The 13,166-nt window shown below is 37.7% G+C and carries 6 protein-coding genes; all 6 read right to left on the bottom strand.

What is annotated here, in order from left to right; all coding sequences use genetic code 11:
- Window positions 1–305: 305 nt before the first annotated feature.
- From K5G00_RS20485 to K5G00_RS20460, 6 genes are read right to left on the bottom strand one after another with little or no spacing between them, the layout of a single operon-like run.
- Entirely contained in the window at window positions 306–2,723 is a 2,418-nt protein-coding gene (locus tag K5G00_RS20485) for an ABC transporter permease (RefSeq protein ID WP_238768106.1), read from the bottom strand.
- Window positions 2,724–2,751: 28 nt separating this feature from the next.
- Entirely contained in the window at window positions 2,752–5,166 is a 2,415-nt protein-coding gene (locus K5G00_RS20480) for an ABC transporter permease (RefSeq protein ID WP_238768105.1), read from the bottom strand.
- Between the two features lie 31 nt (window positions 5,167–5,197).
- Complete coding sequence (locus tag K5G00_RS20475; protein ID WP_238768104.1) at window positions 5,198–7,588, bottom strand: ABC transporter permease; 2,391 nt, start codon at window positions 7,586–7,588, stop codon at window positions 5,198–5,200.
- 29 nt (window positions 7,589–7,617) lie between these two features.
- A complete protein-coding gene (locus K5G00_RS20470; protein ID WP_238768103.1) occupies window positions 7,618–10,029 on the bottom strand; it encodes an ABC transporter permease in 2,412 nt (803 codons plus the stop codon).
- Between the two features lie 11 nt (window positions 10,030–10,040).
- Window positions 10,041–11,567, bottom strand: a complete 1,527-nt coding sequence (locus K5G00_RS20465) for a DUF4933 domain-containing protein (protein WP_238768102.1) — start codon at window positions 11,565–11,567, stop codon at window positions 10,041–10,043.
- A gap of 7 nt (window positions 11,568–11,574) precedes the next feature.
- Entirely contained in the window at window positions 11,575–13,089 is a 1,515-nt protein-coding gene (locus K5G00_RS20460) for a DUF4933 domain-containing protein (RefSeq protein WP_238768101.1), read from the bottom strand.
- Window positions 13,090–13,166 lie beyond the last annotated feature (77 nt).

Genomic DNA, 13,166 nt, shown 5'->3' with positions numbered 1-13,166 from the left:
TCTCAAGTTCTTTTAAATCCTCTTTTATATTGAATTTGCTTTGTCTTCCCATGCTTCAAAGATAATACAGCGGCACTATATACTCAAATTGGTATGATTAATCAAAGTAGATAATATTTGCGATTAGAAAGAATTTTGTAGATGAAATACATTTGATCTCTTATGAATGGTTAAAAACCGGATTTTAAATGCATCTGTAACATTACAGTACAATTGAAGATTTTTATATTTTCAAATACTGCTTTTTAACCTCCTCCTTAATTGTTATTCGATAGGGGAAATGTTGAGGTTGTGTGATAAAGGGGTCATTCATACCTCAACGCTTCCACCGGATTACGCGTAGCAGCCTTCCAACTTAGCCACAGCACTATTGACAATGCAACAAGAATCGTAACAATTCCTCCTCCCAGGTAAATGAATGGATTTATTTTAGTATGAAAAGCATAATTATTCAGCCAGTTTTTCATTACCCACAAAGAAACAGGTGTAGCAATAATCAGTGAAACCATAATGAGGGCTATAATCTCTTTGGAGAACAGGTAAACAATGCTAATTATCCGGGCTCCCAATACTTTTCGTACACCTACTTCTTTTATTTTTTTAGCTACAGTAAATGTTGTTAACGCCCATAATCCCAGCACCGAGATAAAAAAGGCAAGAAGTGTAAATACCCAGACAATCTTCCCGAAACGCCTGTCGCTTTTATACTGGTCATCAAAAAACTGGTCGAGGAAGAAATAATTAAAACCGGCTTCCGGAAAATATTCATCCCATTTTTCCCTGAGCAGGTTCAGGTACATTTCATAATTCTTCCCGGTTGTTTTTATTGCAATAAACCGCGGAGGAACCCACCCGATGCGACCATTAGGAATAAACATAATGGGAGTAAAAGCATTGGTCAGGCCTCGCTGGTGCCAGTTTTTTACCACTCCGATAATCGTGGTAGGTTCATCCGTTCCTTCCAGTATAACGCGTTTTCCCAAGGCATCTTCAGGCCTGTTAAACCCCAACGGAGCCAGTGAAGCTTCATTTATCAGCATATTTCTTTGGTCGTCTCCAAATCCTTCGTGAAACGACCTGCCAGCCAACAATTCAAAATTGAATGTTTCTATAAAATGATCGTCAATGGTAAGCATCTCGTAAATCCGGTTTTGTCCCGGATCTGTCCCCTGTAGCCGGTTCGATGCAAAAAAGGCAACCTCTGCCCCGGGAACAGAACCTGAGAGACTCACCGACTGTGCAAAAGGTTCTTCTTCTATATTATCAGCAAAAAGAGTTACCTGTTGATTTAAGTTGCTCCTGGTTACCGGGTATTTCAGAACAATGGTTTGGTTGATATCAACGCCTAGTGGTTGCTGCTGCATAAATTGTACCTGCCGGTACACGATAAATGTTCCGCAAATTAAAAAAAGCGCTGCGGTAAACTGAAATACAACCAAAGCTCTTCGTGTTATTCCTGCCGAACCGGAATTGGAATATTTTCCCCTAAGAATTACAGCTGGCTTGACACGGGTCATAATAAAAGCAGGGTAAAAACCAGAAGCTACAATTCCTAAGCACAAAAGTAAAATAAAGAAAAACCAAAAAACAGGCATCTTTAGAAGGAATAAGCCGGGATGAAATCCGATTAGATGGTTAAAAACCGGACGAAGTACCAATACAAACAGGAACGCAAGAAAAACGGCGGCTATGTTAACCAGCCACGATTCCATCATATATTGCCGGATAAGTTGCCTCCGGAAAGCACCGGAAACCATTCTCACACCCACATCTTTTGCACGTTCCATAGATTGAGCAGTGGAAAGGTTCACATAATTTATCCAGGCTGTAACTAAAATTACAAATGCGATTATTAAAAGAGTTACCAGTGAACTCCGATTCCCTTTTACCTCTTTTTCATACTGCTTTTGAGGCTGTAAATGAATGCCGGTTAATGGTACCAGCGAAATCGCCCATTTTTTCTCTTTTAATGCATCACCGGTTTTGTATTTCTCTGCCATTTGAGGAAAGCTGGCTTCAATGTCTGCCGGACTTGTCCCGGGAGAAAGCAAAAGATAAGTATATGTTTCGTGCAGGTACCAGAAGTCCTGCATCCAGTCGGGTAAGGTAGCATCAGAGATGAGGTATTTAAAGTGAATATGGGAATTTTGAGGGACATTCTCCAGAACTCCGGTAACCTCGCAGTTTACAAAGCTGGAACCGGAAGCAAAAGTAAGGATTTTGCCAACCGGATTTTCATCTTTGAAAAAGTGCCCGGCTGCCTCTTCGGTAATAATTACGGTATTGGGCCTTACAAGCTCATCCTTTTTTGATCCTTCTTTTAACTTAAAATCGAATACATTAAAAAAAGAAGGGCCGGCATAAGCAATTCCGTCTTCCGTACTTCTTTTTTCTTTGTATGAAACTGTTTGTTCCGTATTTTGAATTCCTAATCTTACGTAATCTTCAACTCCGGGAATCTCGGATGCAATTGCCTTTCCACATCCAAAAGTACTGGTAGCCCAGTCGTCGGTAAGCACATCACCTTCATAAAATTGACTTTCTACCCGATAAATTCTGTCTTTTTTAGAATGAAAAGTATCAAAACTATACTCGTAGGCAACATAATTTACAATAAGAATGGTAACAGCAAGCCCAACAGATAACCCAATCAGGTTAATCATTGAAAAGAATTTATTTTTCGACTGGTTTCGAAAGGCCATCTTCAGAATATAATGAAACATTTTTAAGGTTTTTTATTTATAATTAATTTTATTCATATCTCAACGCTTCCACCGGATTGCGCGTAGCAGCACGCCAACTAATCCAGCTAACAGTTATTATGGTTATTACCAGGGCTGCCAATCCGGCCAATGCAAATACCCACCAACTTAAACTGGTTTTGTAGGCAAAGTCTTGGAGCCATTTATTCATAGTGTAATATGCAATTGGGCAGGATATTACAAAGGCAATCACTACCCATTTCATAAAATTCCGGTTCAACGAATACAGAATCTGACCAATACGGGCACCATTCACTTTTCGCACCCCAATCTCTTTAGTTCGTTGTTCGGCAACAAAAGCTGCCAGGGCAAGAAGCCCTATACAAGCAATTAGAATTGCCAATGCAGAAAAGACTGAAACTATCTTTCGTGTTCGCACCTCTGTGGTGTAAAGACGACCAAAGTCTTCATCAAGAAATACATAATCGAAACTCTGTCCTCCGGTAAACTTGTCCCATATTTGCTGAATCTTTTTAAGATTTTTCTGAATATCTCCTGATATTCGGACACTTAAGAACCTGCCATTATACTTTAACATTTCATTGTTGTTATAAATCCCTAAGGGACTCACTTCTTTGTGCAACGATTCGAAGTGAAAATCTTTTATTACCCCAATTATGGTAAAAGTAGTCGCATCTGTTTTTTGCCCCTTATATATTTTCTTACCTATCGGATCTTTTATATTTAATTCTTTTAGGGCGGTTTCATTTAACACTATCGACTTTGCATTTGCCTGATTACCTTCTTCGAAGAAACGACCTTGCGTAAGCTCAATATCGTATGCTTTTAAAAAATCAACGTCTGTCCAAATCACGCTTACATGTCGGTCTACGTTAGACAAATCATGAGCAAATGTCTCATAATACATATCTCTTCCGGGAATTCCATTAGAATTTGTTACTTGTAATACACCTGGTTGTGCAAGTAATTCGTTTTTTAACAAAGACAATTGGGGCCCTAAATAATTTGTATTTTCTATTATGACCATGTTTTCTTTGTTAAAGCCCAATTTTTGTTCCTGAAGAAAATTGAGCTGTTTGCTGATGAAAAAGGTTCCTGAAAAAAGTACAATGGTTACGATTAACTGAAACACAACCAACCCGCTACGCAATTTACCATGCGAACCATCAGAAAAATGAATTCCTTTTAGAACTTTAATAGGATCAAACGATGCTAAAAAGAAAGCAGGGTAAGCGCCTGCCAAAATTCCAATTGCAATTCCCAAGACCAGAAATAAAGGGATGGTTCCAAAATCATTCATATAATTAAATACCAACTGCTTGTCGATTAACGCGTTAAAAGCCGGAAGAAAAATTTTGATTAAAATCATGGCAAGTGTCAGCGCTGCTAAAGTGATTAAAACAGATTCGGATAAAAACTGTAGAACAAGTTTTTTGCGGTTTGAACCCAATGATTTTTTTAATCCAACTTCTCTAGCACGGTTGACCGACTGTGCAGTGGACATATTCATATAATTAATACAGGCAATTACCAGTATAAAAACTGCAATGATTGAGAAAATTATCAGGTAATTGCTATTACCCAAAGGTTCTAACCCTGCTTTTACAGTATTATCTAAATGAATTTCTGTTAAAGGTTGTGTATAATATTCTTGTCTATTACCTTTTGCCATTAGTTCCTCAAGCGATACCCCTTTATACTCCTTCACATACGGCCCGACATATTTTTTAACAATACTTTTCAGTTTTTCATCCACATCTCGATTAGAAAAGCCCTCTTTTAGCAACACATAAGTATAAAAACTATTCTGAAACCAATTCATACTGTTGTTGTACGACCGGCTTTTGAATGAACCAATAAAGTCAGGTTTTATATCCGAGTTTTCCGGAAAATCTTCAATTACCCCGGTAACAGTAAAACCGGTATAGTTTTTTCGGGAAAGCGTTTGCCCAATAGGATTTTCATTTCCAAAATAACGTTTTGCTGTAGTTTCGGTTAAAACCACCGAGTAGGGATCTAACAAAGCTGTGCTTGGATCACCATAAATAAACGATGTCGAAAAAATTTTAAAGAAGTTAGGATCAGCAAAACACGTCTTGCTTACATTAAGTATCTTGTCTTTGTATTCCAAGATCATTGGCCAGTAATGAGTTAAACGAACAGCCTCTTCAACTTCAGGTATCTCATCTTTCATTACTCCCGCCAAAGGAGGTGATGTGTGCGGCAGATTATAGTTGTCTCCATTTAAAACTTCAAGACCGTTCACCCTATAAATCCGATCCGCTTTTTCATTAAATTTATCGTAGCTCAATTCGAATTGAACATACAACATAATCAAAATACATGCGGTAATTCCGATGGATAATCCAACAATATTTATTGCAGAATAAAACCTATTTCTCAACAAGTTTCGGAAAGTGGTTTTTAGGTAGTATTTTATCATGACCTTTTCTTTCGTTTAATGTTGCTCGACGTTATTCATGCCGAAGTGCCTCAACAGGATTCTTCGTAGCTACCCTCCAGCTTTGCCAACTTACTGTTAATAGTGCGATTCCCAAAGCCAGCAAACCAGCCATGGCAAATATCCACCAGCTTAAACCGGTTTTATAGGCAAAGTTTTCGAGCCATTTATTTAAAGCATAGTAAGCAAGCGGTGTAGCTATCACAAAAGATATAGTCACCCACTTTATAAAATCAGAATTCAGTAGTGTCATTACTTCTGAAATATTCGCTCCGTTAACTTTTCGGATACCAATCTCTTTGGTTCGTTGTTGCGAAATAAATAGTGCCAACGCACTAATTCCTATTATGCTAATTAGTATTCCGATACTTGAAAAAGCAAACAGAATGCGGCTCAGAATGGTTTCAGCTTTGTATTGCTGTGCTATTTTTTCATCCATAAAAAAGTAATCCATTTGCTGGTTGGGGTAGTACTCGTTCCATACTTTTTTAACTGCGGTCATACCAGCATACAAACTTCCCTCACCTAAGCGGATATGAATAAAACGTGCACGGTTTAATGATTCATCCAACCAAAAAACATAGTCACCAATGGTTTCGTGTGCCGAATTGTAATTAAAATCTTCAGCCACACCTAAGAATTTTATAATTTGATAATTTTCTCTTCCTCTTTCCAATTGTTGTGTTTGCTGGTAAGCATTGATCGCTTCCAGGCTACCATATTTTTCTATTAAGCGTTTATACAGATGGTTGTTTATCACTGCTCCCCGGACAGTATCCACAGAAGGGTTCATCCAGTTTTCAATCAGCTTAATATTCATTGTTTTAAGGTAATCGTAGTTGGCAAAAACAGCCTCTGCGCTTCCTTCAAGGCCTAAGCCGTCGAGCGTGAATGATTGTGTTGGCCATCCAAAGTATTGCCGGGTAAATCCAACCGACTCTACAGATGTTTGTTTTTTCAGTTCCCGTGCAAAAACTGACGGATCTTTTGAAAAGTCTTTTAATTCCAGCACAACAATATTTTCTTTATTAAATCCTAAGGGTCTATTCAATACAAAGTCAATTTGTTTGTTCACCAGAAAAGTTCCCGATATCAATACAATTACAATCGCAACCTGTACCACCAAAAGGCTCTTTAGCACATAACTTCCTGAAAAATTATTCCGTTGGGCAAGAATATCAATGGTGGAATTTCTATGCAGAAAAAATACAGCGACAAAAAGGGCTGCTATCGTGAGGCTCACACCAATAACTGCCAGGATACTCCAGTAAATAGCCGGTTCGTTGTAATATATTTTAAAATCTATGTTAAACAGTTGGTTTACAAAGGGGTTTACAGCCTGAATAAATAACAATGAAATACCAATTGACAGCACACATACAATCAATACCTCGGCTAATACCTGCCTGATGATTTGCCACTGGTTAGCCCCAATGGATTTTTTTAAGCCCAGCTCTTTTGAACGTTTAATTAGCTTGGCAATGGTGAGATTGGTGAAATTTAGCAACGAAACCAGCAAAATAACAAAGGATATTATTGTAAACAGTGATATATTTATTTTGCTCGAACTTTCGCGCAGTTCAAAACGAAAGTCTGATTTCAGGTGGATGTCGTCAATTGGGAACAATGAAAAATCCCAATCTTTAGGTCCACCTTCCTGTTTCAAAGAACTTTTATCCCAAAAATCTTTTAACTTTTGAGCTACCAATATGGGAGACGCACCTTCCTGAAGTTTAAAGTAATTGTAAGCCCATAAAACTTTTAAGTTGGGTAATAATTCTTCAAAATCCCTTTGTACGTTACCTTTCTGAGATGTTAGCAATTCGTATTTAAAATGTGTTTTTGGGTGGGTGTTTTTTACTATTCCACGAACTTCATAATCACCAATATCTTGTTTATACTGGGCAGTTTCAAATTTGATGATTTGCCCCACGGGATTTAGGTTTCCATAGTGTTTCCGGGCAAAATCTTCTGAAATAAAGACAGTGTTTGGCTTCTCCAATTCCATTAGGTCGCCTACTTTGGCTTTAACTTTAAACATGTCAATAAAAGCCTCATCAACCCAAAAAATATCGTTCTGCTGAAACGAGTTGTCACCGATTTTTATGGTTCCAACAGGGCTATGTATAAACTGAGTCGCCAGTTCAACCTCAGGAATTTCAGATGATGAGGAATAAACAATACCTAAACTACGGGCCCATTTGCTGGGATTGCCCTTGGCAGTCGAGCTGATTCGGTAAATATTTTCGTGTTCCACAATATGCTTGTCGAAACTCTTTTCGTTTGAAACATGGATAAATAGAACAAGAAATGACATAATGCCAATTACCAAACCAAAGACATTAGTGAGCAGGAAAGTTTTGTCTTTTAAAAGTCGGCGTATGGTTGTTTTAAGGTGGTACATAGCTTAATTGTTTTTATGTTTTAGATTGTTTATTCGTATCGTAGCGCTTCCACCGGATTCCTCGTTGCGGCTTTCCAACTTTGCCAACTAACAGTCAGCAAAGCAATTCCCAAAGCCAGCAAACCGGCCAGTGCGAATACCCACCAGCTTAAACGGGTTTTGTATGCAAAGTTTTGCAGCCAGTTATTCATCAATAAAAAGGATATGGGGGCAGCAATAAAAAATGCGACTGTAACCCATTTTATAAAATCGAGATTCAGCAAAGCCATTATTTCGGAGAATTTTGCCCCGTTTACTTTTCGAATACCGATTTCTTTTACGCGTCGTTCGGTGGCAAAAACTGAGAGCCCTAAGATTCCCATAACTGCAATCGATACAGCAACTAATCCAAAAATAAAGATGAGGCTTCCCAGACGGGTTTCGGCTTTGTAAACCTGTTCCAGTTCATCTTCAAAATAACTGTATGAAAATCCTCGTTCGTTGCGATGTTTTTTATAAGTATCCCGAATAAAATTCAGTGTTGCAGCACGATTTACCGGACTTATTTTTACGTTTAGTGTTTGAATGGCTTCGGGACTATTTTGTAAAACTAACGGGCCAATTTTGTTGTATAACGAACGGTAATTAAAATCTTTTACTACACCAATAATTACATTCGAATTATTTAATCTCATTCCAATGGGATTGTCCACTCCCATCATTTTCACAAAAGTTTGGTTAACCACCACCGGTATCGAAAAAGTGTATTCTTTTCCTTCTTTTTTACTTTTATTAGCTTTCCCTGACTCCGACCAGTAATCGGAATAGTTGAATTTTAAGAAATCGCCTTTTATCATTTTGAGGTTGTAGGTTTTTGCAAAATCCTCATCAACCCAAAGCATATTGGCCTGTAAAGTGTCTTGTTTATCTATTCCATCCCACCAAAATCCTCGTTGCCAGCCATAATCAACAGGTGCCTGAGCGCTCGCCGAAACACTGATGATATTTGGATTTTCGAGCAGTTCCTGTTTGAAGTTTTTTATGGAATACCAAAGTCCTGTAGGAACGACTACAATATTCTTTTTATCAATCCCCAAATCGCGGTTTTGGATAAACTGTAATTGTTTGTAAACGGTAATGCCGGAAACAATTAAAACGGTGGCAATTGTAAATTGCACCAGCACTAATCCTCTTGTAAATCCGGCTTTTGAACCGGTTGGATTTCCCCCTTTAAAAATCAGTACCGGATTAAATGAAGTCAGGTAAAATGCAGGGTAAATTCCTGCAAAGATCCCCACCAGCAGGGTAATGATAAACAGGGAGGGAATAAGTTGCGGTGTGAATGAAAATGAGAATTCTTTGGAAGTCAGGTTTCCAAACCAGGGCAAAAACAGCCCAACGATAAACAGTGCGATAATGGTTGCAAAAACAGTTTGTGCCAGCGACTCCATAATAAATTGTTTTACAAGGCTTTTTTTGTTTGAACCGGAAACTTTTCTTACTCCGATTTCGGTGGCCCGTTTTGAAGCCCGCGCTGCAGAAAGTGATGCAAAATTGAGAGAAGCCATTAAAATGATAAGCAGTGCCAGCCCTGAAAATATCCAGATATATTTTATGTTGCTGATATTTTTGTCGTACTGGTACGTTTCATAATCGGTGTGAAGATGTATGTCGACAATGGGCTGAAACAATAGTTTATCGGTAGAATTGGTGTATTTACCAATGTGTCCGCTCACCAGATCCTTGAAGTTTTCGTTGATCTCAGCATTTTTTTGAAGTTTAATATAGGTGTGTACATGAACTGATTTATGCCAATTGTTTGAATATTTAACAGGCATTTTCCCTCCATTTTCAGAAAGCAAATAGCCAAAATCGATATGACTTTGCTGAGGGATTCGCACTACACCCCCCACAGTGTAAACTTCATCCCAACTCCACTTATCACTAATCAAGGTTTTTCCTAATGCGGGTTCTGAGCCAAATAATTTTTGGGCAGTTTTTTCTGAAAGGATAATTTTGTTCGGGTTGTCAAGAGCGTTTTTCCGGGTTCCTTCCAAAAATTCAAAACCCTGGAAAACATTAAAAAACTGGTTGTCGACCCAGGCCCGGCGTGATTCTATTTTATTTGTTGAACCTTCAACTTTTAATGGCGAGTCTTCAGAACTGTAACTGATATAAGTGGCATCTTCAATTTGAGGGTAATCCATTTTTAGGGTACTGGCAATTGCTTCGTAACTGCTGGCCGATTTTACAATATTATCACCTTGTTTCGATAATGTCAACACCCGGTAAATTTGTTGATGCTCTGGATGAAATTTTTCAAAGCTTAGTTCATCCAGTACCCAAAACCAAATAAATAAACTGGCCACAATTCCAAAAGTAAATCCGGCTACTGAAATAGTAGAATAAACAGGTTTTTTTTTGAGGTTCCGGAGCAAGATTATCAAATTGTATTTTAACATGGTTGTATGTTTTATTCCAAAATCATGATTATGGTTTCTGCATCGCTGGCTGCTTCAGCTAGTTGTGTCAGAAATTCTTTTTTCTCAGCGGAAATTTCCAATTGCAGAAATTCTTTCGATTGAACATGTTTTTTTAGTTCCCAGCCTTCAAACACTTTATAAATCTTTCCTTCCTGGGTGATTAATTCGGGCCAAACCGGTAATCCACCATCAATATTGTTTTCAATTTCATACGCATAATTTAGTGGGTCGACAGGCAAATGAATGGTTTGTTTCAGCTTTTTATCATAAACAGCATAATGGTACTTTACTGTTTTATTTACTCTCGAATTTATTGTACTGCGGTCTTTTGTATATCGGATAAAAATATAATCAGGAGTTTCGGTCCAGCTGTTAATCAGAAACTTGTTTGCTAAGTCGTAATTTGGATGTATGGCTTCCAGGGCAGTTAGTTTGTGTTCTCCAAAATTCAAAAGAAAGGCCGGAAGTAGGCGGTTGGGAGGAATTAGCCGGAAGACGGTATCGTTAAAAGCGCTGCGATAAGTAAACTGGTTTTTATAAAAATATTGTGACCCACTTTCTACACTTCTGACCAAAGTTGCATCGTAGTTTTTAATCCTGTCGTATTCTTTAAAAATACAAAGTGTGTCGCCCTGCATATTTTCCAACAGTAACATAATTCCATTCTGCGCGGAGTTCCATTTCCTCTGATAGCCGATTTTGCTGTTCTTGCTTAAAATGTGATAGTTGAACGTAGATTTATCAGTTAATGAAACAATTTTATCTCCTTTAAAAATCACCAGATCTTTTGTTTCTTTATTATTTGGAAGCGGTAAGGAATTTGACTGATTTTTAACATTATATTTCATTAAATAGGATTCTTCTTTGTCTCTGTCCCTGTATTTGAAAAAGATATCATCGCCAGAAAAATTATTCTCATAAATGCCGGATATCTCTTTGCTTGTAAATCCATATTGTTTTTTCCTGATGCTTTTTATTTTTTCCGGAGCATCATTAAATTTAGCAAAATAAGGATCGTTTTTAGGTATTGGTGGCGGTGGAATTCCATTGGGTGAATCAAATTTAGTAACACCAACCAGATCAATAAACTCACCTGTAAGGGAGTATATGCAGGTTCCGAAATGTGATGTAGCAATAATGTTCGATTGGGTAAAAATGATTTGTAACGGCGTTTGGTAAAAAATACTGTCGGGGGGAGGAGCCAGCCTGATATACCTGACACGTTTTGTGATGTCTGAAAGTTTAATTTCCTTCTTGTTGTTGAGATTCCCAACGATGTCAATCATTTCAGGAGGATTCTCCGGATCGATTTTGCGGTCTTCCTGAAACCGGAATCCGGGCGGCAAAGAATCCGGGATTGTAATTGAGTTTGCTTCGGTAGCTTTTTCGGCTTTCTTCTTTTCTTGCTCCTCAGTTTTTATTTCAGCAGCCAGTTTTTGCTCGTTGGTGTTGAGCTTGTTGCGTGGTTTGCAGGCGACGAGAAAGAGTAGAACAAATATGAATGTTGCTGATTTCATTTTCAGATTATTTATAAACAATCAGAATTAACTGGTCACCTTTAACTTTTTCTGCCAGTGTTTTTAATTTATCTTTTTCGTATTTCGATGCCGATGAATAATTGAATCTGTCGGAAGTAATGTGTTTTTTCAGCTTTTCACCGGATACAACTTCATAAATTTCTCCTTTCGCATTTACGTTTTGTGGCCAGAATAGAAAACCACCATCAATGTCATTTACAATTCCCTGTGGAACATAATAGCTTTGAACACCTTCAAAAGCTCCGCAGTAACCCTTTGGATTTACGGGAAGCTGGTATAACCGGCCATTTTCTTTTTCATAAACGACATAGTAAATCTTAATGTTCTTATTTTTACGGTTATTGGGGCTATCGTAACCCTGTATTAATTTAATGTAGATATATTTAGGTGTTTCAAAAAAATCTTTAATGTATAGTTTCGAAGAAATATCCTGCCCGGGAGTAAAACCTTCCTGTGTTTTAATTTTATATTCCCCCATATTTAAAATGTAGGCCGGTAACAATCTGTTTGGGGGAATAACCCGATAAACGGTATCGTTAAAAGTATTTAGGAAGGTCGCTGTATTTTTGTATTGATAAATGAATTGCGGAAAATTACCACGCATAACCGAGTGGCTGTAGTTGCTAATTGTTTCGTATTCAGGGAATGAGGTTAGCGTATCGCCATTTAAGCGAAAGGAAGTCATTAACTGCCCCTGCATTGCCGATTTCGTTTTGCGGTTAATACCTGCATATGAATCATCACTTAACGGAATATACTCAGAAAACCTTTCTTCCCGTTCAATGCCTAACGAGGCCTGAATTTTCCCTTTTGCAGCAACCTGGTATTTTTCTTTGTCAGCAGGTAATGAAAGGGGATTTTGACGAGAATCCATATCATAAGTCATAAGAAAATTCTTCTTGGCCCCATTATCGACATAACGATAAAACAGCTTATTTCCGATGGACCAAACATCGCCCCAAACGCCTTTTGCATTATTCAGTGAACTTATGGTAGCCGTTTGAATGTCACTTCCGGATGAAGTTTCTACATATCCGTTTGGGCTTTCACATACCACATCTTTAAACGAACCATCGCGATTAAAAAGAAACAGACTGAAACCACTTTTTATCAGAATATAATTATCCGCCAGTTTCGGAGTGTATCCCAGAGATTTATCGTTTATTTTATTTGGAATATTTTCCAGAGGTATATATTTTATTTCATGGATTAAATCAGAAAGTTTAAAATTTTTTTTGGTGTTTTGGAAATTAGATATATCAATAACTTTAGGTGTGAACTGCAGGTCTACCGACCGATCTTCCTGAAACCGAAATCCGGGAGGCAAAGAATCGGGGATAATGGTTGTATTTTCTTGTGCTGCTTTTTCTGCTTCCAGTTTTTGTAATTCTTCAGTTTTTATTTCAGCAGCCAATTTTTGCTCGTTGGTATTGAGTTTGTTTTTGTTGCTGCATGAAACGATCAAAATTAGAATAATGAATGAAGAGAAAATACGTTTCATTATTTTTGATTTTTAGGATGTTAATTTTGTTTGTTGTAACAAAAATATTGCCAGTTTAAAGCATTTGTTCTTAATGT

It is taken from the genome of Maribellus maritimus, from assembly GCF_022267315.1.
Lineage (GTDB): Bacteria > Bacteroidota > Bacteroidia > Bacteroidales > Prolixibacteraceae > Draconibacterium > Draconibacterium maritimum.
The sequence above is the reverse complement of the archived record's forward strand: the minus strand, read 5'-3'. Positions and strand labels throughout refer to the sequence as shown.